The organism is Halovalidus salilacus (assembly GCF_031852275.1).
GTDB lineage: Archaea > Halobacteriota > Halobacteria > Halobacteriales > Natrialbaceae > Halovalidus > Halovalidus salilacus.
The window spans coordinates 3,388,492-3,414,996 of sequence record NZ_CP134700.1 but is presented as its reverse complement, the minus strand read 5'-3'; the positions used below and the strand labels follow the sequence as shown (position 1 = coordinate 3,414,996).

Below are 26,505 nucleotides of genomic sequence, written 5' to 3'. Positions count from 1 at the left end.
CGTGAGCGCGACCCGAAACGTCGCCGTCGTCGGCGGCGGACACGCGGAGTGGGGCGAGCGCGACGCGACCTGGAAGGATCTCGCCCAGGAGGGCGGGAAGGCGACGTTCGACGCCGTCCCCGACGTCGGCCCGGAGGACATCGAGGGGCTGTTCGTCGGCACGGTCCAGCCCGAGCGCTTCTCTTACCAGACACACGTCGCGCCGATGGTGGCCGAACTGCTCGGCATCGACGTGGACTCGATGATCGCCCGGACCGAACTGGCCTGCGCGAGCGGCCAGGCCGCGCTGCGGTACGCGTGGCTCGCCATCGCCGCCGGGCAACTCGACTGCGCGCTCGTCCTCGGCGTCGAGAAGATGAACCTCGGCCGCGAGCGCATGCCGGAGATGCAGGGGTCGATGTCGAACGTCCTCGACCGCGAGTTCGACGGCGTCAACGGTCTCACGGCCCCGCCCTTCTTCGCGTGGTACGCCCAGCGACACATGCACGAGTACGGGACGACCCGCGAGCAACTCTCGCTCGTGGCGGCGAAGAACAAGAGCCACGCCGCGAAGACGGACTTCGCCCAGTTCAGGAAGCCGATCGATCCGGCTGACGTCGAGGAGTCGCCCGAGATCGCCCCGCCGCTGCACCTCTTCGACTGCAGCGGGATCACCGACGGCGCCGCGGGCGTGATCCTCATGAGCGAGGAGAAGGCCCGCGAGGTGACCGACACCCCGGCCTGGATCGTCGGCAGCGGCCAGTCCTCGATGGCGGGCAACTCGATCAACAACCTCCCGTCGTTCAGCGGCTGGCCCCAGGCCCGGAAGGCCTCCCAGACCTCGTACGAGGGGGCGGGCATCGAGGATCCGCTCGCAGAGATCGACGTCGCGGAGGTCCACGACTGCTTCTCGATCAGCGAGATCATCGAGTACGAGGAACTCGGCTTCGCCGAGCGCGGCGAAGGGGGGCAGTTCGTGGAGGACGGCCGAAGCCACCTCGACGGCGACGTCGCCGTGAACCCGCGAGGGGGCCTGCTCGGCTGCGGCCACCCGCTCGGCGCGACGGGCGTCTCCCAGGCGCTCGAGGTGACGAACCAGTTCCAGGGCACCGTGGAACGCGACAGGCTCGTCGAGGGCGCCGAGACCGGCCTGATCCACAACCTGAGCGGGAGCGGCTCGGTGCACAGCGTGATGGTCTTCGACCGTGATCCGAAATGACTGACGCAAACGACGACACCCACGACCCGACGCGAGAGCGCGTCTCGGTCCCGAACGAGATCGAGCTCCCCCGACTGCTCGATTTCTACGAGCTACAGACCGACGACCAGACGCAGATCCACGAGTTCTACGAGAACCTCCGGGAGGGCCGGCTGACGACGACCCGCTGTCGCGACTGCGACGAGATCCACTTCCCGCCCCGGATCGTCTGCCCCGAGTGTACGGGCGACGACCTCGAGTACGTTGACCTCCCCCACGAGGGCGAACTGTTCGCCTTCTCGGAGGTGCGCGGCGGCCTGCCGATCGGACTGGCCGAACACGACGTCCCGTACGTGGTCGGCGTCGTCGACCTCGGCCCGGTCACACTGTCGGCTCGGGTCGACGGCGCGGCCTACGACGACCTCGAGATCGGCGATCCGGTGGCGCTGAAGATCGTGGAGATCGACGGTCCGACCGACGAAGAACGGGTGTTCTATCGGTTCGAACCGGCGAACGCGAACGACGACGGTGATTCGACATGAGAGACTACGAACTCACGTTACAGGTACTGATCGAGCGGGCGACCGACCTGTTCGACCACAAGGAGATCGTCTCGGAACTGCCCGACGGAACGACCCACCGGTACACGTACGCCGACGCCTACGAGCGGATGGGGCGACTCGCGAACGCCCTCGACGACCTCGGGATCGACCCGGGGACGCGCCTGTCGGTGATGGCGATCAACCACTACCGCCACTACGAGCTGTACTTCGCGCTCCCGTGCAGCGGCCGGAGCATCCACATGACGAACCACATGCTCCCCGACGAGCACCTCGTCGAGATCGTCAACGAGGCCGAAGACGAGGTCGTCTTCGTCGACCCCGAGTTCGTGGAGACCGTCGAGCGCGTCGCCGACGAGTTCGAGACCGTCGAGCACTACGTGATCCTCGACGACGAGGTTCCGGAAACCGACCTCGAGCCGGTCTCCGCTTACGAAGACCTGCTCGAGGGACGGGACCCCGGGTACGACTGGCCCGTGATCGACGAGGACGACGAGGCGGGCATCTGCTACACCTCCGGGACGACGGGGCTTCCGAAGGGCGCGCCCTACACGCACCGGAGCCTCTACCTCCACGCGGTGACCCACAGTCACGTCGACGTCTTCGGGATCAGCGAGAACGACGCGGTGATGCCCGTCGTCCCGATGTACCACGTCAACGGCTGGGGGCTGCCCTACACGGCGACGATGTGCGGCTCGAAGCTCGTCCTCCCGGGACAGAAGACCGACGCCGAGCAGATCGCCGAACTCATCGACCGCGAGGGCGTGACCGTCACCGCGGCGGTCACGACCGTCTGGCTCGAGATGGCCCGGTTCTACGACGAGCGCGACGACGTCGAACTCGAGACTCTCGATCGCGTTCTCATCGGCGGCACGTCGCCGCCCGAGTGGCTCATGGAGAAGTTCGACACGGAGATCGGCGCACCCATCAAGCAGGGGTACGGCATGACCGAGGCGGCGCCGCACCTCGTCAACACGATGACGACGACGGAGGTGCGGCAGTTGTCCGACAGCGAACGGTACCAGCAGGAGATGAAACCCGGCCTCCCCGCGCCGGGCGTCCGGATCCGCCTCCGTGACGTCGAGGGGAACCCCGTTCCCCACGACGGCGAGTCGACCGGCGAGATCCAGGCCCGGGCGCCGTGGCTCATCGACGAGTACTACGCCCGACCGGACGAGACCGAGGCGTCGTTCACCGAGGACGGCTGGTTCAAGACCGGCGACGTCGGCGTGATCGACGAGTACGGCTACCTCGAGGTCGTCGACCGCCTCGACGACGTCATCAAGAGCGGCGGCGAGTGGATCTCCTCGCTCGAACTCGAGAACGAGATCATGGCCCACGACGCCGTCGAGGAGGCGACGGTGATCAGCGTCGAACACCCCAAGTGGGAGGAGCGCCCCGTCGCCTACGTGGTGGCCTCGGCGGAGGGGGTTTCCGCGGACGAAATGCGAGAACACCTCCTCGGGCGGTTCCCCAAGTGGTGGCTCCCCGACGAGATCTTCTTCTGCGAATCGATTCCGAAGACGACGACCGGGAAGTTCGACAAGAAGGTCCTCCGGGACGAGTTCGTCGACGAGTACGGCGAACTGCCGCTCGAGGAGTAGTCCCGTCGCCGCTCTCCGATTTGCGTCACCGTTTCGCCCGCACCGTCGGGTATCGTCGCGAATTTCGGTGTCCGGGGACGCCGCCGGAACCTCCGTCCAACAGTACTGAACTCTCCGCGTTCTCTTCCCCTGAACACGCCTAAAAAGTATCGACTGTCCGCGACTCCTCCTCGTTATTTACGAACGTAAGTGTGTAATTACCCGGGTCTCTCTGCCGGTTTTTCGAAACGCGTGTTCACCGTCCATAGACGGTACAATCTCCCCTCTCGATCATACATTCGGGCGTATTAAGGGGATTGGATTCGTAGACGCCATCTCAATCCGTCCAACAATACCGAATAATTTATCGGCCGACGGTCCGACCGACGACTATGTCCGACCGATCGTCCGCGATGTCGTCGATCCTTCGGGCGTTCACCGTCCTCGAGGTGCTCTGGGAGACGAACGGTGCCGGCCCGTCCGAGATCGCCGATCGGCTGGACGTCCCGAAGAGCACCGCGCACGCCTACCTCAGCACGCTGGCGGAGACGGGGTACGTCATCAACGACGGCGGCGAGTACCGACTCAGTTATAGGTTCCTCACGACAGGTTCGCGGATCAAACACCGCAACGACCTCTTCCAGGTCGCCGAGGTGCTACTGAACGACCTCGCGGAGCAGACGGGCGAGCTCGTGTCGCTCGTGGTCGAAGAGTCGGGGCAGGCGGTGATCCTGCACAGGGCGTTCGGCGATCGGTCGCTCGAGCTGGGGATCTACTCGGGGATGACGATCCCGCTCCACACGAACGCGAGCGGAAAGGTGCTCCTCGCGTACCTCCCCGACGAGCGGACCGACGAGATCCTCGAGGAGCAGGGGTTGACGCGGGTGACCGACCGGACGATCACCGACGAAGGGACGCTTCGGGCCGAACTCGAGGACGTGAGAGAGCAGGGGTACGCCGTCGACTGGGATCAGCAGGTGACGGGTATGGGCCTGATCGCGGCGCCGATCATCGTCGACGGGCGGCTCGAGGGTGCCGTCGGGATCGTCGGTCCGACGGGTCGGATCAGCGACGAGGACTACCAGCGCACCCTCCGTCGGAAGGTGCAGGAGACGATCGATTCGATCACGATCAAGTACCGCTACGGGACGTGAACGCGGGGGGAACGTCGGACGTTCGATCGGTGGAGTCGCCGACGCGTCCGTGATTCGTTCGGCGCTCGTTCGAACTGCCGGGCGAGCGCCCGAATTTTCCGTTACCGGTACTTCTAACTCCGCACCTGCCTTGGTACGAGCTATCTATGACCGATCTACAAATTGACACGCCGATCAAGGGACTGTCGACCGAGTCCGCGACGCTCGCCAAACGGGCCGAGGAGTTCGGGTTCGACGGCGTCTTCACGCCAGAACTGGACGAGGACCCGTTCCTCCCGCTTCCCCTCGTCGCCGATCGAACGGACGAGACCGACGTCGGAACGCGCATCGCGACGGCGTTCACCCGCTCGCCGCTGGTGCTGGCGTACGCGGCCTGGGATCTCCAGCGCTTCTCCGACGGCCGGATGATCCTCGGCCTCGGCACCCAGGTGAAGGGCCACAACGAGCGTCGCTTCTCGGTGGACTTCGAGTGGGAGCGCCCCGGCCCTCGACTCCGCGAGGAGGTGCTGGCGCTCCGACACATCTTCGACGTGTTCCAGGGGACGGAGGAGGACCTCGAGTTCGACGGCGAGTTCTACCAGTTCTCGCTGATGACCGAGGAGTTCAACCCGGGCCCGCTCGAGACCGGGCCGCCGAAGATCTGGGTCGCCGGCGTCAACGAGTACATGCTGAAGATGGCCGGTGAGGTGTCGGACGGCCTCTGCATGCACGCGTTCAACACGCCGAAATACACCGAGGAGGTGATCGCGCCGCTCGTCGCCGAGGGCGCGGAGATCGGCGACCGGGACCCGGACGACGTGACGCTCTCGGCGAGTCCGTTCCTGATCACCGGTGAAACCGAGGACGAACGGGCAGAGCGACGTCGAGAGGTGAAACGACGGATCGCCTTCTACGGATCGACCCGAACGTACCACGACGTACTCGAACTCCACGGCTGGAAAGACGTGGGGATGGAGTTACACGAACTCTCGAAGGAGGGCGAGTGGGAGGAGATGGCCGACCTGATCACCGACGAGATGGTCGACGCCTTCGCGATCGAAGCGCCGTCCGAGGAACTCGCGGACGAGATCCTCGAGAAGTACGGCGGCGTCGCGGACCGCATCCAGTTGACCTTCGACGGCGGCGACTACTGGAACCGGGTCATCGACGAACTCAAAGGCGAGTAACGGCGCTTCGGTGGCCACGGATATTTAGTTCTGAATTCAGAGGGTTTCTATATATTATATGGGACCAGATACATCCGACGGCAGCGGGTGATCCCGCGATTCCAGCTCGAGACCGCGATCGGCACCTCGAGAATACTGTCGTTCGGTCGTCGGCTGATTAAGGAACACGATATCTTGACGTGGGCTTATTTCGTCTATAGGTTTAGATACTGTTGATATTGGTGTGATATCGAGAACACCGTTCGTTTCTGAACTCCCATTTACTCCCCCATCCTATCAACGTGGGGTATCGGCCGCTAGTGGATCAAATTACGGTTTCGACGTTCTCGGCGTTCACTCGAATCTACGACCGCCGAAACCACGAGTGAAGATGGACCGTTGGAGACGATCCGCTCGAGTACCAGACTACTTATTATTATACAGGTATGGTAAATAGGGTGGATGACTCGAGATCGAAGGAACCGCGACGGGAGAACCACCCGAACGTCCCAGCGATCGCAGAAGGCGTCGGTGAGTGACGTTCACCGGCCCGCAGTGACCACGTGGACGTCGGTTCTCGTCGCTTCGGATGCGCTCTCCCAACGCGACGTCGAACTGGCGGTCGGCCACACGCTTCGGACGATGATCGAGGTGCGTGATGGCGATTAGCGATCGATGTCGTCGGCGTTCACGGTGGTTTCGGGTAGCCGGCCGTCGCGCACCTGCCGAACGTTGTTCGCCGCGCCGATACTCATCCGTCGGAGGGACTCGACCGTCGTCCCGGCAATGTGAGGCGTCGCGACCACGTCGTCCCGTTCGACCAGCGGGTGATCGGGGGCGGGCGGTTCGTCGACGAAGACGTCCATCCCGGCCCCCGCGATTTCGCCGGCCTCGAGCGCGGCGAGGAGCGCGTCTTCGTCGACGATCCCGCCACGGGCGGTGTTGACGACGACGCCGGTGTCGGGAAGCAACTGAAGTTCGTCCGCGCCGACGGCGCCGCGAGTCTCGTCGGTGAGGGGTGTGTGGACGCTCACGCAGTCGGCTCGAGCGAACAACTCGCGTTTCGTCTCGACGCCGGCGACGTGGAGCGGAAGATCCGCGTCCCGGACGTACGGATCGTACGCGACGCACGAGAGACCGATTCCGTGAGCCAGTTCGGCGAGGGTCCGACCGGCGTGGCCGAAGCCGAAGAGGCCGAGGGTGTCCCCCTTGATCGTTCGCGAGCGACAGTCGGCCCGGTCCCAGGACCCGTCCGCGAGCGCGGCGTTCGTCGGAAGAACCGTCTTGCGAACGGCGAGCAGGAGCGCGAGGGCGTGTTCCGCCACCTCCTGCGTATTGACTCCGGGGAGGTTACAGACCGCCACGTTCCGTTCGCTCGCCACCTCGACGGGGACGTTGTCCAGCCCGACGCCGTGTTTGGAGATGACCCGGAGACGCTCGGCGCGTTCGATCACCTCCGGCGACAGCGCCTTCGTCCTGACGACGATCGCGTGGTACCGATCGATCTCCTGCGCGAGCGTCTCGTCGTCGTACGCGTCCCACCGGGTGACGTCGGCGACCGCTTCGAGGCGCTCGAGGCCGGCCTCGTCGATCGGCTCCGTCACGAGGACGCGCCAGCGGTCCGTCGTCATCGACCCTCCGGTCCGTCGCGGGTGGTGGCTCGTCGATACGCTTCGGTTCGGCGTCGTGGGGATTGGTCGATCATCAGTCGTGTCCGTTTACGAGTCGGTCGTCGCATCCGTTCGGTGTCGTGTGTCGTTCGATCCCATCGTCCATCGGTTGATCGATCGCCCCGTCCCCCCCTCTCGTCGATCGATTCGAGGGGACCGGCCGGTCGGCGATCAGCGAACGACCGGGGCGTCGACGCTCCCGATGGTCTCGACGCTCGCGCGGACGCGGTCGCCCGGATCGATCGGCTCGGCGCCGGGGGTCCCCGTGCTGAAGAGGTCTCCCGGTTGGAGGGTCATCACCTCGGAGTGGAACGAGACGATCTCCCGCGGGGGGAACAGCATGTTTCGAACCTCGTTTTCGGCCGCGACAGTCCCGTTGACGATCGTTCGGACCGTCAACTCCTCGAGGGCGAGCGGTTCGTCGGGGACGGCGATCGTCGGGCCGACGACGAGGAACGAGTCGAAGCTCTTGGCCCGCGTCAGGAATCGTGGATTTCGCTGCAGGATGTCCTCGGCGGTCATGTCGATGACGGGGAGATACCCGGCGACCACGTCGTCGACCTCGGCTTCGTCGACGGACCGGCAGGTTCGCCCCATCACCACGGCGAGTTCGGCCTCGGCCGTGACGCCGTCGCTCTGGTCGGCCGGCGGGAGGCGGATCGGGCCGCCCGGGCCGGTGACCGCGCTCGTCGGCTTCAGAAAGCTCGCCGGTTCGTCGGGTCGCTCCTCGTCCAGGTCGCCGGCGTGCTCGGCGTAGTTCAATCCGATCCCCCACAGCTTGCCGAACCGCTCGAGGGGCGGGCCGAACCGGACGTGCTCGCGGTCGATCCGATCGGCGGGGACCGTCTCGAGGTCGGGGAGCGCTCCGTCGGCGGCCAGCGGAAGCGCCTCGCGGACGCTCGAGACGTCCGGAAGGGCCGCCGAGAGCGGGACGAACCCGTCCTCGTCGCCCAGGAGCGGTCGGCCGTCGGCCGTGCGCGCGAGGTACCTCATTCGTCGCGCTCCGTCCAGAAGTCGAACGAGCGGCCGGGGGCGAAGACGTCGAGTCCGACGGCAAGTTCGTCGCCGGTGTTCTCCACCCGGTGTGGTTCGTCCGACTCGAGCAGGACGGAGTCGTACCGCTCGAGGGTGACCGACTCGCCCGCCTCGTTCGTGACGGTGAGCTCCCCGGCGAGGCAGAGACAGACCTGCTCGTTCTCGTGGTCGTGCATCGGGGAGCTGTGCCCCGGCGGCTTCTCGAACCACTCGAAGGAGAACTGGTCGCTTCCCGCCAGCGAGACGCGCCGCCAGCCGTCCTCGGGTTCGTACGTCTCGGCCTCGTCGAAGTCGACCGGCTTCATAGGTTCGCCCCCGTCGACCCGCCGTCGATCAGGACGCTCTCGCCGTTGATGTACCCCGACAGCGGCGAACTGAGGAACGCCACCGTGTTCCCGAGTTCCATCGGATCGCCGATCCGCTCGAGGGGGTTGGCCGCCCAGTCGTCGAGGCCCTCCTCGTAGGAGTCGTAGTCGCCGCGGTCGACCGCCTGCTGGACGAGGTTCTCGATGCGCTCGGTCTCGTGCGGGCCGGGAAGGACGGCGTTGGCCCGAACGTCGGGTGCGAACTCCTTCGAGAGGGTCTTCTCGAGGCCGATGACGCTCATGCGGACCGAGTTCGACAGCACGAGGCTGTCGATGGCCTCCTTGACGCTGCGGGAGGTGATGGAGACGATGGTCCCGTCGCCCTCGCGGAGGTACGGTTCGGCCTCCCGCGCGAGGCGGACGACGCTCATCACGAGGAGGTCGTAGGCGTGGTACCAGTCCTCGTCGTCGGTCTCGAGGAACGGGCCGGACGGCGGGCCGCCCGCGCTCGTCACGAGGTGGTCGATCCCGCCGAATTCGTCGACGGTCGTCTCGACGAGCGCTTCGATATCGTCGGCGTTCGTGAGGTCACCGGGCTGGGCGACGACGCGTCCGTCGGCCACGGCCTCGATCTCGGTTCTCGCGTCCTCGAGTCGGTCCTCGTCGCGACCGTTGATCACGACGTTCGCGCCCTCGCGGGCGAGCGCCTTCGCCGAGGCCTTGCCGAGGCCGCTCGACGATGCCGTTACCAGGGCCGCGTTGCCGTCTATCTGGAGATCCATTTCGTCCGTAATCCCCGAGGAAAAGGGGAAAAATCTTCGCGTTCCGGTAACCGTCCGCCGACCGCTCACTAACGATTTCCACATCGCGGAATTGGTGGCGGAGTCGGCCGCAACCGCCTCTATCTACCCGCGACGGTCGGGAGCGCGGTCGAACGCTACGGCCAACGGGCGAACTGCCTCCCGGCAGCCCACTTTTTCCCTGACATTTACGACCGTATATCTGTAAATCGAGTCTCATAGACTGTCACAAATTTCCGTTATGCGGAAGATACCCGTCCGGAACCGAACCCTTCACCCGCGAATTCGACGGTCAGACAGCCGAATCGCTGCGGGCCGGCCGTGAGGAGTTCCGCATAGTGGAATATATATGCCCTCGAGCGCAACACCGTGTCATGGGAACGCGAAAGCCGGGTGGTGGAAATCGGATCGCGAGCACGAAGACGAGCTTCGACATCGTCCACGCGCTCCAGGAGAACGGGCCGGCCAGACTCTCGGAGATCGCGGCCGAGCTCGACCTCACCGAGAGCACCGCACACAGACACCTCAACACGCTCTGCGATCTCCGGTACGTCTCTCGTGACGGGGAGCGGTACCAGATCGGACTCCGCTTCGCCCGCCTCGGGCGAGCGGCGCGGACGAGGGACCCCGCCTACGAGATGGCCGGTCGGTACGTGCGGACCCTCGCCGACGGAACCGAGGAGCGCTCGCAGTTCGTCGTCGAGGATCACGGGCTCGGAATCTACGTCCACGTGGAAACGGGGAACAAGGCCGTCCGCGCCGGCTTCGGCGTCGGTCGGCAGATCCACCTCCACTGCGCGTCCGCCGGCAAATCCATCCTCGCACACTACCCGCGCGAGCGCGTCGACGAGATCCTCGACCGGTGGGAGATGCCGGCGCTCACGGAGAACACCATCACGGATCGCGAGGAGCTGTACGCGGAACTCGAGCGGGTTCGCGAGCGGGGGGTCGCGTTCAACCGGGAGGAACACGTCGACGGGATCAACGGCGCCGCGGTCCCCGTCCGGCGCGACGGTGCGGTCATCGGCGCCCTGGCCGTCGCCGGCCCGTCGCACCGACTCGACGGCGAGCGACTGGAGAACGACCTCGCGGACCGCCTGCTCGCGGCCGCGAACGAACTCGAGTTACACGTCACCTACGAGTCGTCCGACGGGTCGGCGGACCACGTCGTCGAGTGAGCTACGCCGGCTCGAAGGTCGCGGTCCCGTCTTCGAACGCGAGTCGCGTCCGCTCTCGAACGGTGACGTCGTCTTCGATCTCCTCGAGCAGCGCCTCCGAGACGTGGAACTCGGCGAGGTCGGTCGTGTTCTCGATCCAGGCGACCGTGACCGTCTCCGGGTCGTACCCGCCGAGCGCGTTCAGCGCGACTCTGAGGGCGAGTTCGTCGTTCGGGGCCACCGGCGGGACCTTCGCCTTCGCGAGCGACCCGCTCGTCAGGGCGTTCGCGTACGTCTTCTGCAGGTCGAGTTGTTCGACGGCGGCCCGCCGGGTGATGTCGGCGAGGCCGATCCCGTTCCCGTTTCCGCTCGTCTCGTCCGTGAGTCCGCGGACGTATACGAGGTCGATCGCGGGCGTCTCCGGATCGGGGGCGTTGAGGACGCGGTACCGACCGATCACGTTCGTGTCCATGCCCGCCCCGGAGATCTCCTTGCCGATCTCGTCGACGACGAGCAGGTCGAGTTCGTCGGTCGGGAGCGTCGCCATCTCCGCTCGGGCGCGCTCGAGCAGGTCCGGTTCGCGCCGTTCGAGGTCCGACGCGGGGATCGCCTCGACGTGGCCGGTCTCCTCGTAGAAGTTCTCGACGAGCGCCAGTCCGCCGAGGATCGGTGCGGCGTCCCTGATGGCCGTCACCAGCGCTTCGATCGTCGGAACGTACCCCCGTTCGATCGCCGTCGAGTGGAACGCTTGGGCGCCGCGTTGCTTTCCCAGGCCGACGGTCAGCATCTTGCAGAGTCCGCTCTCGATCCGGCCGGTGAAGTTCGTGTGCGGCTTGACCCGGTTGATCACCATCACCGCGTCGGCCTCGAGGGCGGCCGTCGAGAGGTAGACGGGGGTGGTCGTCCCCTCGACGTCCACCCGGTCGACGAGTTCGACGTCCATGCGGGCGTCGATCGGCGCGCCGACGCGCTCCTCGGTGATCTCGAGGGCGGCGAGGATCTCGCGCTGGCCCTCGGGGGTCGCCCCGCCGTGACTGCCCATCGCCGGAACGACGACCGGCTCGAGCCCACGCTCGTCGACGGCCGACACCGTTTCGGCGACGACGTCGTCGATGCCGTGGATTCCCCTGCTCCCGACGCCGATCGCGACCGTCGAGCCGGGCTCGAGGTCGTCGAACGGGAGCCGGTCGAGCTCCGAACGAACCGCCTCGAGGGGGTCAGCGAGCGTCACGGTGTCCGGTTCGTACCTGACGCGCGCGAACGACGGGAACGGCTGCGGATCGATGAGGGACGCGACGTCGTCCGTGTCGGGAAACTCCATACCGACCCTCTAGGGGCGGGACGTATAATTCTCCCTGGTTAGTATTGCCGGAACGTCAGTCGCTTTAACGGTACTCGCTCGTGCTCTCGGTATGGAGATCGACCACGTCGAGTCATTTCCAGTGGCGATACCGCTGGAAGAGCCGGTGTCCTTCTCGAACCGGACCCTCACCTACCGCGATCACGCGATCACCTACGTCCGTACCGACGACGGTCACGAGGGCGTCGGCTACTCGCTGGGGTACGAGGGCGCGGGGCTCATCGCCGACGCGGTGGAGTCCCTGCTCGAGCCGATCCTCGTCGGCGAGGATCCGCGGGACACCGAACGGCTGTGGCGCGAGATGTTCGACGGGACGGTCCAGATCGGACGATCCGGCGTCCTCCTCCGGGCGATCTCCACGGTCGACATCGCCCTCTGGGACGTCAAGGCGAAGGCGGCCGACCAGCCGCTGTACAAACTCCTCGGCGGCCACGCCGACGAGGTCCCGTCCTACGCCAGCGGGGGCTACTACCGGGACGAGAAGGGCCACGACGGCCTCCGCGAGGAGATGCGCCGATACCTCGACGAGGGTCACGACGTCGTCAAGATGAAGGTCGGTCGTCTGTCGATTCCCGAGGAGGGAGAGCGCGTGGCGGCCGTTCGCGACGAGATCGGGCCCGACCGGACGCTGTTGCTCGACGCGAACGGCGCCTGGTCGGGCGCCCCGGAGGCGATCCGGGCCTGTCGCGCGTTCGAACCCTACGACCCCTACTTCATCGAGGAACCGGTCATGATCGACAGCGTCGGCGCCATGACGGCTGTCAACGACGCCATCACCTACCCGGTCGCGACGGGCGAACTCGAGGGACCGCGCTACGCCTTCGAGCGCCTGTACGACGACGGCGCCGCGGGCATCTTACAGCCCGACGCGACCGTCTGCGGGGGGATCACGGAGTGGCTCAAGATCGCCCACTACGCGGCGGCCAACGACGTGCAGATCGCCCCGCACTACAACTGGAACCTTCACGCGTCGCTGCTCGGAGCGATCGAAAATGGGCTCTGGGTGGAGTACTTCTACCGCGACATGGACGTGAAGGTGTTCGACGACGTCGTCGAAACGCCGCTGGCACCCGACGACTCGGGGTCGATTCGACTCCCCGACGACCCCGGTCACGGCGTCCGCCTGGACGAAGACGCGCTCGAGCGCTTCGCGCGAACGTACGAATCGTACCAATGAATACCCACACCTGCTCACTATCATGAAAGACTTCTCGAACCAGATCACGAACCGAACGTCCGACCGCGAGGTCGAAATCACCGACATCCGGACCTGCGTCGTCGAGGGTAACTTCGAGTGGAACCTGATCCAGATCGAAACCGACGCCGGCGTCACGGGGATCGGCGAATCCTACCGCGGCGGCGGGATCCCCGAACTCGTCGAGTACACCAAACGCTTCCTGATCGGCGAAAACCCCCTCGACGTCCAGCGACTCTTCCGGCGGATCATCCAGGAGATGTCGGGTCACGGCGGGACGACGGGCAAGGTCATCACCGCCGCCTCCGGCATCGAGATCGCGCTGTGGGACGTCGCCGGAAAGGTCCTCGACGTCCCCGTCTACCAGCTGCTCGGCGGAAAGTTCCGCGACGAGGTTCGCATCTACTGCGACTGCCACGCCGGCGAGGCCTACGCCGTCGAAGACGGCTACACCGAGTACGCCGACGCGGAGGCCTACTCGCCCGAGGCGTACGCGAACGAGGCCCGACGGGTCGTCGACGTGGGGTTTTCGGCCCTGAAGTTCGACCTCGACCTCGAGATGGACAACGAGCCCGACCCGTTCAACGGCCGGCTGGACAACGCGGCCATCGAGTACAAACGCGAGATCGTCGAGGCGGTCCGCGAGGAGATCGGCTACGACGTCGACCTCGCGTTCGACTGCCACTGGGACTACTCCGTCGAGAGCGCCAAACGGCTCGCCCACAAACTCGAGCCCTACGACCTCATGTGGCTCGAAGACCTCATCCCGCCGGAGAACGTCGACGCCCAGATCGAGGTCACGAAGGCGACGAAAACGCCGATCGCAACCGGCGAGAACCGCTTTCGCGTCCACGAGCTGTCCGAACTGATCTACGAGCACGGGGTCGACATCGTGACGCCGGATCCGACCACCGTCGGCGGGCTCGGCGAGACGATGCGGATCGCCGACCGCGCCGAGGAGAACTACGTGCCCATCTCCCCGCACAACGTCTGCAGCCCGATCGGGACGATGGCCTGCGTCCACCTCGGCGCCGCCATCCCGAACTTCGACGTCCTCGAGTTCCACGCCCTCGAAGTGGACTGGTGGGACGACCTGCTGGTCCGCGACGAGCCGCTCATCCAGGACGGCTACATCGAGGTCCCCGAATCGCCCGGCATCGGCGTCGAACTCGACGAGGACGTCGCCGAGGCCCACCGCCTCGAGGGAACGGAGGGGTTCTGATTCGTGATCACCTCCGGGGCGTGTGACGGGTACGAGCCACGCGGCGCGTGACCGGCATGAGCGACGCAGAGACTGACGCCCACCCGCGGCTCGAGAGCACGGGGACGGGATCGCCGGGTCCAGGCGAACGGACTCGACTGCTCTACGCGGTGTCGGGGGGCTTCGGGACGATCGGACTCGGACTCCTGTGCATGTCGCCGCTGTTGCCGGCGATCATCGCCGACCTCGAGGTCACGGCGTTCCAGGCCGGCCTCGGCCTCTCGATCATGTGGGGCCTCAACGCGATCGGCCAGTACCCGGGCGGTCGCATCTCGGACGAGACCGGCCGGAAGACGGTGCTGGTGGTCGCCCTGCTCGGATTCGTCGCCGGCTTCGCGGTCGTCGTGGCGTCGTCGACGTTCCTCGGGTACCTGATCGGCGTCGCGGTGGTCGGTATCTGCTCCGGCGCCTACCCCGCGACGGGATACACGTACCTCTCGGAGCTTTACTCCCACCGGCGGGGGAAGGCCTTCGGGATCTACACCGGCCTCTGGGACGTCGGCGGCGGCGTCTCCGCCGGGGTGGCCGCCGCGGCGATCAGCCTCGGCGAGTGGAGACTCGCGTTCCCGCCGATCGCCGTCCTGGCCGTCCTCGTCGCCTCGCTCATCCACCGCTGGAGCGCGGAGCCGTACGCGTTCGTTCGGGTCAGTTTCGACTTCCGGGAGACGGTTCGTCGGACGCTGGCCACGCGAGAGATCGTCGCGCTGGTCGTGGCCTACTGCCTGTTCATGATCGTCTGGCAGGGGTCGGTCGGCTTCCTGCCGACGTTCCTCCAGCACGAACGAGGCCTCTCATCGGGGGTGGCGGCGACGGCGTTCGCGTCGCTGTTCGCCGTCGGCATGGTCGCGAAGCCCGTCGCGGGCCACCTCGCGGATCGCTTCGGTCACCTGCGGTTGTCGCTCTGCTCGCTGGCTCTCGGCGTCGCCGGGCTCTGCGTCGTTTCGGTCGCGGGTTCGACGCCCGTCCTGCTCGCCGGCGTCGTCGTCTTCGCCGCCGGCCTCATGTCGTTCACCCCGCCCATGCTCGCCCACGTCACGTCCCTGCTCCCCGACGTCCGCGCCGGCGGCGACCTGGGTGCGTTTCGGACGGTGTACATGAGCGTCGGGAGCCTCGGGTCGACGTACGTCGGCTTCGTCGCGGACGCGACCTCCTACAGCGTCGCGTTCGCCGGGCTGCTGGTGGCGTTGTTCGCGTGCGCCGCGCTGGTCCTCCTCGTCTTCCGACGCGGCTGAGCGGAGAGTCGGTCAGGAACCACTCGACTCGCACCTCCCCCGGCAATCGCCCCTGTCCGGCCGTCCTCGGGAAGACAGAATCAAGGCACTCCGGTGCGAGGCGGCACCTACGACGCAATGACCGACTTCCACTCGACCGCCCCGCTCGAGGGCGTCACCGTGATCGATTGTACGCAGATGCTCTCCGGCCCGTTCGCGACCCAGTTACTCTTCGAACTCGGCGCGGACGTCGTGAAGATCGAGCGACCCGGCCGCGGCGACATCACCCGCGGCGTCGGACACGAACTCGGCGACTCCGGATGCACCGCGTACTTCGCCTCGTTGAACCGCGGAAAGCGAAGCGTCGCGCTCGACCTCTCCACCGACGAGGGCGCGGCCGCGCTGGAGCGCCTCGCCGAAACCGCAGACGTCCTCGTCGAGAACTACCGACCGGGAACGATGGACGCCTGGGGAATCGGCTACGAGGACCTCCGGGCCGTCAACGAACGACTCGTCTACTGTTCGATCTCCGGCTTCCTCGAGGGACCCTACCGAGACCTCCCGGCGTTCGACATGGTGGTCCAGGCCCTCGGCGGGAGCATGAGCGTCACCGGCGAAGCCGACGGACCGCCGCTGCGTCCGGGGATCCCCATCGGCGACATCTGCGCGGGAATGTACGCCGTCGTCGGGATCGTCACCGCGCTGTACGCCGGCGGCGGGCAGCGAATCGAGGTGCCGATGTTCGAGGGCCTCGTCTCGTGGCTCACCGAGCGGGCCGGTCGGACGTTCGCCACGGGGGAACCCTACCCCCGACTCGGGACCGTCCACCCCTCGCTCGCGCCGTACCGAACGTTCGAGACGGCGGACGGCTGGTTCGCCGTCGCCATCGGCAGCGACGACACGTGGCGGGCGTTCTGCGAGGCGATCGACCGGGACGACCTCGTCGCCGACGCGCGGTTCGCGACCGCCGTCGACCGCGTCGAGCACCGCGACGACCTCGAGGCGGAACTCGTTCCGCTGTTCGAGCGCCGGACCGCCGACGAGTGGTTCGACCTGTTTCGCGAGCGTGGCCTCCCCGGGGCGCCGGTGCTCGACACGCGCTCGGTCTTCGAGGATCCCCACCTGCGCGGGAGCGGGACGCTCGCGGACCTCGAGATCGGCGGCGTCGACTTCCCGATCCCGACCTGTCCGATCGACTTCTCCGGGACGTCCACGCGACCGGGTCACCGGCCGCCGTCGCTCGGCGAACACACGGAGGAGGTCCTCTCGTCGGTGCTCGCGGACGAAGACGTTTCGCGGTTCGCGACCGGGGAGTGACGAATCGGTCCCCCGCGGCGTCCGATTCCGTGGTCCGCGTCGATTCCCCTTCTACGGCTTGCGTGGCGTCGACCGGTACGATTCCCCACCTCGGAACGATCCCCCTCGAGTTCGCGGTGCTCGAGCCGGGTGACGGCGACAAACGTACAGAACGGAGACCGCGACGGCGGGTTAGCCCGCCACCAAAAAGAGGTACAGCCAGTAGACGTACCCGCCGATGAGTGCGACCGCGAGGATCGCCTCGAGGTACGACGTGTACGTCGGGCCGTGGGTTTCGCGGAAGTCCTGTACGCGTTCGAACTGTCGGTACACCGGAAGGAGGGGTGCCGGAAGGAGCTCGTCGAGGCCCCCGACCTCGAGGTCGTCCGGATCTATCTCCGGGGGATCGTCGGGGTCGACGCGTGGGACGTCCTCGTTGTCGCTCATCGACTCACCTCGCTCGAGGGAACGTCCAACGAATTACCGACGACCTTCTCGGCGACGAAGACGGCCAGGAAGAGTCCCGCACCGATAGCCTTCACCGTAAGGCTCGGGTAGACCATCACGCCGACGCCGAGGATCACCAATCCGACTCGGAGCAGGAATTGCAACGCTGCGTTCGTCCTGAACGGGTAGTTGAGCCCGTAGATTATCGAGATACCTCCGAGGAACGTGAGCGTACCGGTGATGAGGGTCGGTACGCCGAGGGAGAACGACACTAAATCGGTGTTGAACGCGAAGGCGACGGGGAGGACGAACAGCGGCGCGGCGATCTTGATGGAGACCGCACACGTTCGCCAGAAGTTCGCTCCCGCGATGCCGGAGGCGACCACCGCCGAGAGGGCGACCGGCGGAGTGATCCCGGCGAGCACCGCCGAGTAGAACACCGTGTAGTGGGACGCGATCTCGACGATTCCGAAGTCCTCGATGAGCGTCGGTGCGACGAGGACCGCGACGACCACGTACGCGGCGACGGTGGGCATACCGATCCCCATTACGATGCAGATGCCGACCGCCAGTAACACGGCCAGGAGCATCGATGCGCCGGAGATGTCGATCAGGACGAGCGCCAGCTTGTTCGGGATGCCCGTCGTATTGAAGACGTCGACCATCCCGTTGACCGCGGAGATGATGATGGCGATCGGGGCGAGGATGATCACACCGCGTCGAAATCCGGCCACTGTGTTCCTCAGTTGCTGGACGAACTCCGCTCGCGGCGACGGGCCAGTTCCTTCGATTGCGCGTTGGATCGGCGGGATGAACACGCCGCAGACGATCATCGCGACGACGGTGTACAACGCGGCGGTCATAACGGTGTACTGTGCGATTCCGAGAAAGTAGATGAGGACCGCGAACGGAACGCCGAACCTGATGGCTTCTGCGGTCTTCTCCGTCCGCGACAGTCGCTCGTCGAAGAACTCGGAGAACTCCATCGAGTACTGCGTGGTGTCTGCGATCGTGATGTAGTGGACGGCGACCGCGATGCAACCGACCATGATGGCGGCCGGGACGAGACCGGCCGCGATGATGTCGACGTACGGGACACCGAGGTACGAAGCCATGACGAACGCCGAGGCGCCCATCACCGGCGGTAGTACCTGCCCGGTAGTCGATGCGACCGCTTCGACGGCTGCCGCCCGGTGGCTCGACATACCGCTGTTTTTCATCACCGGAATCGTGAACGATCCGGTCATGGCGGCGTTAGCGGCGTAGGAGCCGTTGATGGAGCCCATGAGCGCGGACGAGAGGACCGCCGTCTGTGCGACGCCGGACTCGATGTACTTCGCGGAGTGGATCGCCGTTCGGAGGATCAGCTGGAACGCACCGTAGCCGAACAGGAGGCCGGCGTAGAGGAGGAACGGCGCGATATCCTGGGCGGTCAACTGGTTCAGCGACCCGTAAAAGCCGGTGAGGTCGGTGACGAGGACCTGCAGGATGTGCTCGAAGGTCAAACCGGCGTGGAAGAAGGTACCGGGAACGAGGTACCCGTACAACCCGTACAGGATGACGCCGACGACGAGGCCGAGGAACAGGTTTCCGAACTCTCGCCAGGTGAGGTAGAGGATCGACACGAGGATCAACCGGCCGAGGAAGTACTCGTGTTCCAGCGCGTACCCCTGTCTGGTAACGTAGACCGCTTCGAAGTTCAGCGCGAAGTAGACGGCCGCGGTGATCAGGATGATCGACGACGAGAGCAACACCGCGATGTCGATCAAATTACCATCCTCGACAGCCTGTCGCGACTCGTTGAGTGCGTACACCGTCAGAACGCCAGCGAGGAAGATGACGCCGTACTGGACCGGTGACATGCTCTTGGTGGCCGCGTACCAGAATACGATACCGACCCAGAACAGGATGGCGGCGACGGTGACGGCGAGGTCGAGGCCTCGGACGTATTTCGACGGTGTCGACGGTTCTGTTTGCGATTGTGTACTCATTTGTCGGGTAACGTGGAAACAGGTTATTCAGTAGTGGTTCACCGCGCGCCGTCTCCGCTCAGTCGCCGATCTCCCAGTCGTCGTTCCACGCGTCGTTTTCCTCGTAGTACTTCGCCGCGCCCGGGTGGAACGGGACGTCCTCCAGCGCGGCACCGGTCAGGTCCTCCGCACTCTCCACCGGGATGAACTGTTCGTCCCCCTCCCGGACGGTGTCGTTGTGCTCGTGGACGACGCGGCATAGCTCGTACACCGCGTCCTCGCTCGCATCTTCGGGGTGGAAGACGTACTGAACCTTCAACGCCCACGTCTCCACCTCGTCGACGCCGATGTCCTGCTCCCAGTTCATCTCTTCGACGTCGATCGTTTCTGCGCTGGCGCCGGCGTACGCATCGATGGACTCGCGAAGCGCGTCCGTCGGTTCCACGTAGCGGACGTCTACCCGCGCGTCGTACTCGGTGACCCAGCCGGTGTGTCCGGCGCCGGGCGTCCCGTACGCGATGGCGGCGTCGATCTCGCCCTCCTCCAGCGCACCGGGGGCGTCAGAGACGCCGAGGTCGCGGATCTCCATCTCGTCGTAGACGTCCGCCGTCGGGTCCTGCGACCAGACGTCGAGCGTCGTCGCGCGCGTCGAGAAGCCGGGTTCGGCGGGATACACCGTCGCGCCGGCGAGGTCGTCGAACGTCTCGATGTCCGTGTCCTCTCGAGCGACGAGGTAGATGTTGTAGGGGAACGCGTAGAATCCCTGGTAGGGGATCTGTTCGAGCGGTTCATCCTCGAAGTCGCCCTCCTCGGCCTGGGCTTTCGTCAGCGTCGTATTGTCGACGATCCCGGCGTTGAACTGGTCCTCGTTGAGCCGCTGTGCGGTACCGATGTACCCCGAGCTCTCGACCGTCGAGTAGGTCAGTTCGTCGCTCTCCTCGCTTACGGCCCGTTCTACGGCGGCTCCGACGTCCGCAGTTCCGCCGGTTGACGTTCCGACGCGGAGCGTCATCTCTTCCCTATCGCCACCACCACCGCCGGTACACCCGGCGATCGTCACGCCGGCTGCGACCGCTGCCGTTTGCAGAAATTTCCGTCTGGATTCGCCTTTCTCTAACATACGGGTCTATAATGATATTGGGGGCTCTTTAATTCCCCTGATACATTGATTACATGTTGAAATTACATCATAATGTTTCTTGCCTTCGACGAACCCGTCGGGACATGATCTGGCGGTAATCACGCTGACACATACTAAAAGAAGAATGTAATATTCTGACTGCCGTCACGTTCCGGTTCCTCGTCGAGTGAACGGCTACCCCTTGCTACGGTGGCGGACCTCGTGGTTCACCTTGCAGTCGATCACGAGCGGCCCGTCGCGGTCGGCGCCGATCGTCTCCGTGATCGCCTCGAGATCCTCCACGGTCCGGACGGTGACGCCGTCGGCCCCGAGCGATTCGGCGACGTCGGCGAAATCGGGCGTCGAAACGAGCGCGACGTCCGGCGCTTCGCCCGCCGCATCGAGGCTGTGGTACTCGGACCCGAGGGAGGCGTCGTTCACGACGACGATCGTCACCGGAATCTCGTTTCTGACGGCCGTCTCCACCTCCTGGAGCGACATCAGGAACCCCGCGTCACCGCAAATCGTCACGCAGGGGTCGTCGCTGGCGAGGGCGGTCCCGACACCCATCGGGAGGCCGAGTCCGATCGATGCGAAGTCGAGTGTGAACGTAAACGCCTCGGGTGGGGTGTGAATACCGTCGAGACACCAGCGCGTGTGGTGTCCGGCGTCCACGACGACCCGCTTCGACTCGGGCAAGTGCTCGTTCAGCAAAGTGACGAGTTCCCGCGGGTCGATCGTCCCCGGAACCTTCGGGAACGTTCGATCGTTCATCGTCGGCGACTCGTCGATCCGCCTCCGGAGGTCGTCGGTCCAGAGTTCACCCTCGCGGTGAATGCCCCGTCGATCCAGTTCGTCGGTGAGCGCTTCGACGGTGACGCGGGCGTCGCCGGCGATCCCCAGGTCGATCTCCGCGTGCCGTCCGAGGGCGAGCGGATCGCGATCGACGTGGATCACCCGCGTCTCCTCGCCGAAGACGTGCCCGTCGTCTATCGTGTACGGGTTGAGGCTGGCTCCGACGGCGACGACCAGCGAGGCCTCCGATGCGAACCGATTGGCCACGGGCGTCCCCCAGCTCCCGGTGAACCCCAGATAGTACGGATGATCGGCGAAGTAATTCCGCGCCTGGAGCGTGGTGGCGAGTAGCGCGCTCGTGCGCTCGGCGAACTCCTCGATCGCCTCCTTCGCGTCCGCCTCCATCGCGCCGCGTCCGGCGAGGACGACCGGCGGCTGAAACGCGTCGGAGTCGACGTACATGTCCACCGCCCGCTCGACGAGGTCGCGGTCGGGGGAGACGCGTCCGCGACCGCTCCGGGTCGCTCGAGCGGCGGCGGCCGCCTCCTCGAGCGCCGCGTCCGAGACGTCCACGTCTCCGTCGAGGACGTCCCACGGGATCTGCACAGCCAGCGGTCCGTCGCCCGCTCGCACCCGACGGATCGCCTCGCCGAACTCGTCGACGAGCGTCTCGCGGCTTCGGATGGACGTCACGTTCCCGATCGTCGACCGAAGGTATGTCTCCTGTTCGAATCGTTTGACGTCGTACCGCTCGGACAGCGGGGATTCAGGGACGACGACCAGCAGGTTCGACCCCTTCTTCCGGGCGGTGACCATCGCGGTCCCGGTCTGGGCGATCGCGGGCCCGCGTCCGACGAGGCAGACGCCGACGCGGTCGCCGCCACCGGCCCTCGAGTAGCCGTCAGCCATGGCCATCGCACCCTGTTCGTGGCGCGTCTTCACCAGCCGAATTTCGTCTCCCCACTCCTCCTCGATGGTCGACATCGTCCGCATCGTTCCCTCCGACATGAGCGCGAAGATCGTGTCGATACCGTCGGCTACGAGCAGGCGAACGATCGCGTCGTGTGCTTTCATATCACGAGGTAGGAGTTGCGTCCGTATTATTTAAAGCCGGCGCGAAACGCTTCGGTCGCCGCGGAGTCACGTTCTCGATTCGAAAAGCCGCGTTCGGTCCGCGGACGCGTCGTTCGCAGTTCGACCTATCCTTCGAAGGAGATGATTCGGTGCTACGTCTCCTACTTACTACTGTTGGAATTACTACCTCGTGAGGGCATCACTATCTCCTATAGCACCTCAGACTCGGTATATAATGCAATTTACTTATTCGTTTACCATACTTTTGGTAGTGTTGATAGTATACAATATCCATGTGGCGCTGATTCGACTGCCTGTCCACGAGGTGGGGAAGCAGTTACTCACCATTTGTAGGTGTGAAACCTTCTTCGAACGGGTTCGATCGGCGATATCGCGCTGACCGCTCGACCCGAATTGAGATATGGTAGTCGGATAGCCGTGACCATCGACGAAACGCCTCGAAAGTGACCGATGGAGGTCGTACTTCTCGGCTAAGCGGATATTTGTAAACGAATGCAGCGTTGGATCGGCGCCTCGCTGTCCGAAGATTACGACACCGGGGGTCGTCTGTAAGGCGCAATAAATTGTATTATAAAAACAATACTATGAACTATTGCTGGTGATATAAATCCGTTAACTTCACTTCGTCACGTCGGAATCGTCGGCGGTATTCCACGCTGTCAGACGGTCGATGTACTGAGTGCTAGATCGCTGGTGGGGGTGTTCCGTCCGAGCGGGCGAGATATCTGCACGGCACCGATGAATCCGGACGGTCGAAGGCATTCCAGATCCACGAGGGTGACGCGGCGAACGTTCAGTAGTCACTATCGCTCGCGGGAGAGAGTAGCGGTTCCCTTCGCGCCGTTGGCCGTGTCCGTCGCTCTACACGGTGGGTCGATCCCGCAACGTGGACCGGTCGTCCCTCGAAGTTCCCGACGGCCAATATGCTGTCGTTTTCGCGATGGCGGAAGATCGTAGCGGGAGTGGTCGAACCGACTACGTCGAGCCGTCTTTCGGACGCGCAACCTCGCCGACCAATCGGCGCATCACCCGCGATTCCGCGATTCGAAGGTGGTTCGACGCGGTACTCTCGGCACAGCCGAGTTCGGCCGCGACCGCCGGTCCGCGACCAGCTCGTCACGTTCCTCTTCGCCGGCCACGAGACGACGTCTCTGGCGCTCACCTACGCGCTCGGCCACCACCCGGAGACGCGCCGGCGACTCCGTCGGGAGGTCGACTCCGTCACGGGTGGCGGGCCTCCGTCGCTCTCGGACCTGCCGGAGCTGACCTACGCGGAGCGCGTCCTCACGGAGACGCTCCGCCTCTACCCGCCGGCGTACGCGCTCTTCCGCCAGGCGACCGAGACCGTCGAAATCGGCGGCTATCGCGTCCCCGAAGGGTCGAAACTCACGATTCCGCAGATCCACATCCACCGCGACGGTCGCTTCTACGACGACCCGGAGACGTTCCGACCGGACCGCTGGACCGACGCGCTCGAGGAGGCCCTTCCGGACTACGCCTACTTCCCGTTCGGCGGCGGACCTCGCCACTGCATCGGGATGCGGTTCGCCACGATGGAGCTCAAACTGGTCCTCCCGACGATCGTCTCGGCCGTCGATCTCGATCCGATCGGGAGTTCGGACCTGACCTTCGACACCGGAATTACGCTCCACCCGGCGGACCCGATCGAAGCGGTCGTCGGAAACCGATCCTGACCGCCTCCGCGGTGAACGGGTGAGCGGGGGAGCGGTCGGAGAAAGACGTATTAGGTGTGCTATAGCACACCAGTACGAATGGCTACAGTGGACACGGCGGTTCTTCGCGACCGTATCGAACGGAAGCGCGAGGACCTCGTCGAGCTCCTCACCGAACTCATCGAACAGCAGTCCGTTACCGGACACGAAACGCCCGCCCAGGAGGTCGTCGCCTCCCGGTTGGACTCTCTCGGCCTCGAGGTCGACGCGTGGGTACCCGACGCCGACGGCCTGCGCGACCATCCCGGATTCTTCGAGACGTCCTCGTACGCGGAACGGGGGTACGAGAACCGCCCGAACGTCGCGGCGACCAGGGAAGGCGTCGGAGACGGCCGCTCGCTGACCCTCAGCGGCCACGTCGACGTCGTTCCGGTCGACGAGGACGAGTGGAGTTACGACCCGTGGGACGCCACCGTCGAGGACGGCCGCCTCTACGGACGCGGAAGCAACGACATGCTCGGCGGCGTTGCGTCGATCCTCGTCGCCGTCGAGGCGCTCGACGAACTCGACGTCGAACTGGTCGGCGACCTTACCGTTCAGACGACGATCGAAGAGGAGGACGGCGGCCCGGGCGGCGTGCTCTCCGCGCTCGAGCGAGGGTACCAGCCCGATGCGGCGATCATCGCGGAACCCTCCGGACTCCCGAACATCGGGATGGCGAGCGCCGGCGTCATGTACTTTCGCGTCACCGTGCCGGGAAGGTCGGCCCACGCTGCACTCGGCTACGCGGGCGTGAACGCCATCGGAAAGGCGACGAAACTCTACCGGGCCCTCGACGAACTGGACCGGGAACGGAAATCGCGTCTCTCGTACGAACCGGCCGTCCGTCAGAATCCGAACCTCGACGGCCACGAGACCAACCTCAACGTGGGCGTTATCGACGGCGGCGACTGGCCCTCGACGGTCCCGTCGAAGGTCGTCCTCGAGGGACGTATCGGGTGGCCGCCGGGCGAAACGCGCGAGGAGGTCAGGATGGAAGTTGAAGCGGCCGTCCGAGACGTCGCGGAGAACGACGAGTGGCTGTCGGAGCACTCACCCGAGTTCGAATGGTTCGGCTGGAACGCCGCCCCGCACGAACTCGACACCGACGAGGAGATCGTCCGGATCGCGCGGGAGAACGCGGAGACGATTACCGGCGGGACCACGACCTTCGGCGGCGGGAGCGCCGGGAACGACGAGCGGTTCTACAACCGCTACTACGACATTCCCTGTCCCTCGGTCGGGCCGCGCGGCGACAACATCCACGGCGCCGACGAGCACGTCGAGATCGATTCGCTCGTCGAGACGGCCCAGACGCTGGCGCTGACGGCGGTCGACTGGTGCGGAACCGCGGACTAACATGTCCGCGGCTCGCGAAGTAGTTCGCCGCAGAAGTATGGGCCAACTCGGATTTGAACCAAAGGAAGACGTTCCGGGTCACTCACTCCGCTCACGGCTTCACCGTTCGCTATCGCGATTCTCACTTCGTTTCGAATCGCGGACCGCTTCCCGGGCTGCGACTTCCAGGGCTCAAATCCGAGTTAGATACCATTCTCAAGGCTCACGAAGTTGTTCGCCACGAGAAATGGGCCAACTCGGATTTGAACCGAGAGCCTCCACCTTATCAGAGTGGCGCTCAACCTGATTGAGCTATTGGCCCGCTTCGCACCTGTGAGTTGCGCGCTGGTACCTTTAAGCGTTTCTTTCTCGAGGACCCGTGAGGTGCGCTACCGCGTGAACCCGTCGCCGTCGTCGTCTTCGACGTCCCTGTCGCTCGTGCGTTCGTCGCCGAAGTCGATCGTGTACGAGTCGTCGTCGACGGAGTAGGAGTCCTCGCCGAGGTCGTAGGTGTCCCTATCGCCGGATCGGGACCGCGAGCCGCCGCTCGAGTCGCCGGCGCCCTCGGTCGGGAAACCGTAGGACCAGACCGTGCCGCTGGTGAAGCCGCCGGTCTTGTTGTCCATGTAGGGGACGATCACGTACCGCTTGAGCCCGGCGCGGATCGGGATTCGGGTGAGCGGGATGACGAGCAGGAACCCGATCAGGTCGGTGACCAGGCCGGGCGTGAGCAGGAACGCCCCGGCGGCGATCAGCAGCCCGCCGTCGAGGAGCTGGTTCGTCGGCGGTTTTCCTTCCGCCAGGGATTTCTGCATCTTGCGGACGGTTCGTCGTCCCTCCGCCCGGACGAGTAGCATGCCGATCAGGCCGGTAAGGACGACCAGCAGTACCATCCCGACCAGGCCGAACGCCTCGACGCGGAGCGCGACGTACGCGAGTAAGACCGCGTCGAGAAACGGAATGAGCAACAGCGCGAGGAGCCACCGGAGCATGCCTCGAGATAGCCGGGCGAGGGTGAAAACGCTTTACTCTCGTTGCTATCCGCGTAGTTCGCCCATCCCGCCCGACTCGAGCCCCGCTCGAGTTCGGCGAGGAGGCGCCCGACCGTCGAACGAAGGC

Annotated in this window: 22 protein-coding genes and 1 tRNA gene; 12 read left to right on the top strand and 11 right to left on the bottom strand. The window is 65.5% G+C overall.

From position 1 onward, the window contains the following. The first annotated feature begins 1 nt into the window (after nt 1). From RJT68_RS16845 to RJT68_RS16825, 5 genes are all read left to right on the top strand, one after another. On the top strand, nt 2-1,198 hold the full coding sequence (locus tag RJT68_RS16845; RefSeq protein ID WP_407037687.1) for a thiolase C-terminal domain-containing protein: 1,197 nt from the start codon (nt 2-4) through the stop codon (nt 1,196-1,198). Further along, entirely contained in the window at nt 1,195-1,719 is a 525-nt protein-coding gene (locus RJT68_RS16840; protein WP_407037686.1) for a Zn-ribbon domain-containing OB-fold protein, read from the top strand. The genes RJT68_RS16845 and RJT68_RS16840 overlap by 4 nt, the downstream gene beginning before the upstream one ends. Further along, a complete protein-coding gene (locus RJT68_RS16835) occupies nt 1,716-3,341 on the top strand; it encodes a long-chain fatty acid--CoA ligase (RefSeq protein WP_407037685.1) in 1,626 nt (541 codons plus the stop codon). Before RJT68_RS16840 ends, RJT68_RS16835 begins: the two co-directional genes overlap by 4 nt. Nucleotides 3,342-3,712: 371 nt before the next feature. Continuing rightward, nucleotides 3,713-4,474 carry an IclR family transcriptional regulator gene (locus RJT68_RS16830; protein WP_407037684.1) on the top strand — a complete coding sequence of 254 codons (762 nt, stop codon included), beginning with the start codon at nt 3,713-3,715 and terminating at the stop codon, nt 4,472-4,474. 146 nt (nt 4,475-4,620) lie between these two features. Further along, nucleotides 4,621-5,640 (top strand): TIGR03617 family F420-dependent LLM class oxidoreductase, encoded by a 1,020-nt coding sequence (locus RJT68_RS16825; RefSeq protein ID WP_407037683.1) that lies wholly within the window; start codon nt 4,621-4,623, stop codon nt 5,638-5,640. A 644-nt stretch (nt 5,641-6,284) separates the two neighbouring features. Here RJT68_RS16825 and RJT68_RS16820 read toward each other — a convergent pair. From RJT68_RS16820 to RJT68_RS16805, 4 genes are all read right to left on the bottom strand, one after another. Beyond that, nucleotides 6,285-7,250 carry a hydroxyacid dehydrogenase gene (locus RJT68_RS16820; RefSeq protein ID WP_407037682.1) on the bottom strand — a complete coding sequence of 322 codons (966 nt, stop codon included), beginning with the start codon at nt 7,248-7,250 and terminating at the stop codon, nt 6,285-6,287. Nucleotides 7,251-7,460: 210 nt separating this feature from the next. After that, entirely contained in the window at nt 7,461-8,282 is an 822-nt protein-coding gene (locus RJT68_RS16815) for a fumarylacetoacetate hydrolase family protein (RefSeq protein WP_407037681.1), read from the bottom strand. After that, nucleotides 8,279-8,629: a cupin domain-containing protein gene (locus RJT68_RS16810; protein WP_407037680.1), complete on the bottom strand. Its 351-nt coding sequence runs from the start codon at nt 8,627-8,629 to the stop codon at nt 8,279-8,281. Before RJT68_RS16810 ends, RJT68_RS16815 begins: the two co-directional genes overlap by 4 nt. After that, nucleotides 8,626-9,411: an SDR family oxidoreductase gene (locus RJT68_RS16805; protein ID WP_407037679.1), complete on the bottom strand. Its 786-nt coding sequence runs from the start codon at nt 9,409-9,411 to the stop codon at nt 8,626-8,628. Before RJT68_RS16805 ends, RJT68_RS16810 begins: the two co-directional genes overlap by 4 nt. A 392-nt stretch (nt 9,412-9,803) precedes the next feature. Here RJT68_RS16805 and RJT68_RS16800 point away from each other — a divergent pair, with 392 nt between their 5' ends. Further along, on the top strand, nt 9,804-10,607 hold the full coding sequence (locus RJT68_RS16800) for an IclR family transcriptional regulator (RefSeq protein ID WP_407037678.1): 804 nt from the start codon (nt 9,804-9,806) through the stop codon (nt 10,605-10,607). A gap of 1 nt (nt 10,608) precedes the next feature. Here RJT68_RS16800 and RJT68_RS16795 read toward each other — a convergent pair whose 3' ends face one another. Then, nucleotides 10,609-11,907: a DUF362 domain-containing protein gene (locus RJT68_RS16795; RefSeq protein ID WP_407037677.1), complete on the bottom strand. Its 1,299-nt coding sequence runs from the start codon at nt 11,905-11,907 to the stop codon at nt 10,609-10,611. Between the two features lie 91 nt (nt 11,908-11,998). On the opposite strand from RJT68_RS16795, the gene RJT68_RS16790 reads away from it, so the two are divergent. The 4 genes from RJT68_RS16790 (at nt 11,999) to RJT68_RS16775 (ending at nt 16,930) form a co-directional block, all read left to right on the top strand. Then, nucleotides 11,999-13,123 (top strand): mandelate racemase/muconate lactonizing enzyme family protein, encoded by a 1,125-nt coding sequence (locus tag RJT68_RS16790; RefSeq protein ID WP_407037676.1) that lies wholly within the window; start codon nt 11,999-12,001, stop codon nt 13,121-13,123. 22 nt (nt 13,124-13,145) lie between these two features. After that, nucleotides 13,146-14,363, top strand: coding sequence for a mandelate racemase/muconate lactonizing enzyme family protein (locus tag RJT68_RS16785; protein ID WP_407037675.1), 1,218 nt, complete (start codon nt 13,146-13,148; stop codon nt 14,361-14,363). A gap of 56 nt (nt 14,364-14,419) precedes the next feature. Continuing rightward, nucleotides 14,420-15,634: an MFS transporter gene (locus RJT68_RS16780; protein ID WP_407037674.1), complete on the top strand. Its 1,215-nt coding sequence runs from the start codon at nt 14,420-14,422 to the stop codon at nt 15,632-15,634. Between the two features lie 117 nt (nt 15,635-15,751). After that, complete coding sequence (locus tag RJT68_RS16775) at nt 15,752-16,930, top strand: CaiB/BaiF CoA transferase family protein (RefSeq protein ID WP_407037673.1); 1,179 nt, start codon at nt 15,752-15,754, stop codon at nt 16,928-16,930. Nucleotides 16,931-17,101: 171 nt separating this feature from the next. On the opposite strand, the gene RJT68_RS16770 is transcribed toward RJT68_RS16775, so the two are convergent. From RJT68_RS16770 to RJT68_RS16755, 4 genes are all read right to left on the bottom strand, one after another. After that, nucleotides 17,102-17,356 carry a hypothetical protein gene (locus tag RJT68_RS16770; RefSeq protein WP_407037672.1) on the bottom strand — a complete coding sequence of 85 codons (255 nt, stop codon included), beginning with the start codon at nt 17,354-17,356 and terminating at the stop codon, nt 17,102-17,104. Further along, on the bottom strand, nt 17,353-19,347 hold the full coding sequence (locus tag RJT68_RS16765) for a TRAP transporter permease (RefSeq protein WP_407037671.1): 1,995 nt from the start codon (nt 19,345-19,347) through the stop codon (nt 17,353-17,355). Before RJT68_RS16765 ends, RJT68_RS16770 begins: the two co-directional genes overlap by 4 nt. A gap of 58 nt (nt 19,348-19,405) precedes the next feature. After that, on the bottom strand, nt 19,406-20,446 hold the full coding sequence (locus tag RJT68_RS16760) for a TAXI family TRAP transporter solute-binding subunit (protein ID WP_407037670.1): 1,041 nt from the start codon (nt 20,444-20,446) through the stop codon (nt 19,406-19,408). Between the two features lie 195 nt (nt 20,447-20,641). Then, entirely contained in the window at nt 20,642-22,315 is a 1,674-nt protein-coding gene (locus tag RJT68_RS16755; protein WP_407037669.1) for a thiamine pyrophosphate-binding protein, read from the bottom strand. 983 nt (nt 22,316-23,298) lie between these two features. Here RJT68_RS16755 and RJT68_RS16745 point away from each other — a divergent pair. Both RJT68_RS16745 and RJT68_RS16740 read left to right on the top strand, forming a co-directional pair. Then, entirely contained in the window at nt 23,299-24,030 is a 732-nt protein-coding gene (locus RJT68_RS16745; RefSeq protein ID WP_455196252.1) for a cytochrome P450, read from the top strand. A 78-nt stretch (nt 24,031-24,108) separates the two neighbouring features. Further along, nucleotides 24,109-25,407, top strand: a complete 1,299-nt coding sequence (locus tag RJT68_RS16740) for an ArgE/DapE family deacylase (RefSeq protein ID WP_407037668.1) — start codon at nt 24,109-24,111, stop codon at nt 25,405-25,407. Between the two features lie 227 nt (nt 25,408-25,634). On the opposite strand, the gene RJT68_RS16735 is transcribed toward RJT68_RS16740, so the two are convergent. Beyond that, nucleotides 25,635-25,708: transfer RNA gene (locus RJT68_RS16735), tRNA-Ile, on the bottom strand. Between the two features lie 67 nt (nt 25,709-25,775). Beyond that, nucleotides 25,776-26,378: an FxsA family protein gene (locus RJT68_RS16730; RefSeq protein ID WP_407037667.1), complete on the bottom strand. Its 603-nt coding sequence runs from the start codon at nt 26,376-26,378 to the stop codon at nt 25,776-25,778. Nucleotides 26,379-26,505 lie beyond the last annotated feature (127 nt).

What these genes read in the sequence shown, in the direction of transcription:
- RJT68_RS16840 (WP_407037686.1), top strand. Translation starts at nt 1,195, where the DNA reads ATGACTGACGCAAACGACGACACCCACGACCCGACGCGAGAGCGCGTC.
- RJT68_RS16835 (WP_407037685.1), top strand. Translation starts at nt 1,716, where the DNA reads ATGAGAGACTACGAACTCACGTTACAGGTACTGATCGAGCGGGCGACC.
- RJT68_RS16830 (WP_407037684.1), top strand. Translation starts at nt 3,713, where the DNA reads ATGTCCGACCGATCGTCCGCGATGTCGTCGATCCTTCGGGCGTTCACC.
- RJT68_RS16825 (WP_407037683.1), top strand. Translation starts at nt 4,621, where the DNA reads ATGACCGATCTACAAATTGACACGCCGATCAAGGGACTGTCGACCGAG.
- RJT68_RS16820 (WP_407037682.1), bottom strand. Translation starts at nt 7,250, where the DNA reads ATGACGACGGACCGCTGGCGCGTCCTCGTGACGGAGCCGATCGACGAG.
- RJT68_RS16815 (WP_407037681.1), bottom strand. Translation starts at nt 8,282, where the DNA reads ATGAGGTACCTCGCGCGCACGGCCGACGGCCGACCGCTCCTGGGCGAC.
- RJT68_RS16810 (WP_407037680.1), bottom strand. Translation starts at nt 8,629, where the DNA reads ATGAAGCCGGTCGACTTCGACGAGGCCGAGACGTACGAACCCGAGGAC.
- RJT68_RS16805 (WP_407037679.1), bottom strand. Translation starts at nt 9,411, where the DNA reads ATGGATCTCCAGATAGACGGCAACGCGGCCCTGGTAACGGCATCGTCG.
- RJT68_RS16800 (WP_407037678.1), top strand. Translation starts at nt 9,804, where the DNA reads ATGGGAACGCGAAAGCCGGGTGGTGGAAATCGGATCGCGAGCACGAAG.
- RJT68_RS16795 (WP_407037677.1), bottom strand. Translation starts at nt 11,907, where the DNA reads ATGGAGTTTCCCGACACGGACGACGTCGCGTCCCTCATCGATCCGCAG.
- RJT68_RS16790 (WP_407037676.1), top strand. Translation starts at nt 11,999, where the DNA reads ATGGAGATCGACCACGTCGAGTCATTTCCAGTGGCGATACCGCTGGAA.
- RJT68_RS16785 (WP_407037675.1), top strand. Translation starts at nt 13,146, where the DNA reads ATGAAAGACTTCTCGAACCAGATCACGAACCGAACGTCCGACCGCGAG.
- RJT68_RS16780 (WP_407037674.1), top strand. Translation starts at nt 14,420, where the DNA reads ATGAGCGACGCAGAGACTGACGCCCACCCGCGGCTCGAGAGCACGGGG.
- RJT68_RS16775 (WP_407037673.1), top strand. Translation starts at nt 15,752, where the DNA reads ATGACCGACTTCCACTCGACCGCCCCGCTCGAGGGCGTCACCGTGATC.
- RJT68_RS16770 (WP_407037672.1), bottom strand. Translation starts at nt 17,356, where the DNA reads ATGAGCGACAACGAGGACGTCCCACGCGTCGACCCCGACGATCCCCCG.
- RJT68_RS16765 (WP_407037671.1), bottom strand. Translation starts at nt 19,347, where the DNA reads ATGAGTACACAATCGCAAACAGAACCGTCGACACCGTCGAAATACGTC.
- RJT68_RS16760 (WP_407037670.1), bottom strand. Translation starts at nt 20,446, where the DNA reads ATGTTAGAGAAAGGCGAATCCAGACGGAAATTTCTGCAAACGGCAGCG.
- RJT68_RS16755 (WP_407037669.1), bottom strand. Translation starts at nt 22,315, where the DNA reads ATGAAAGCACACGACGCGATCGTTCGCCTGCTCGTAGCCGACGGTATC.
- RJT68_RS16740 (WP_407037668.1), top strand. Translation starts at nt 24,109, where the DNA reads ATGGCTACAGTGGACACGGCGGTTCTTCGCGACCGTATCGAACGGAAG.
- RJT68_RS16730 (WP_407037667.1), bottom strand. Translation starts at nt 26,378, where the DNA reads ATGCTCCGGTGGCTCCTCGCGCTGTTGCTCATTCCGTTTCTCGACGCG.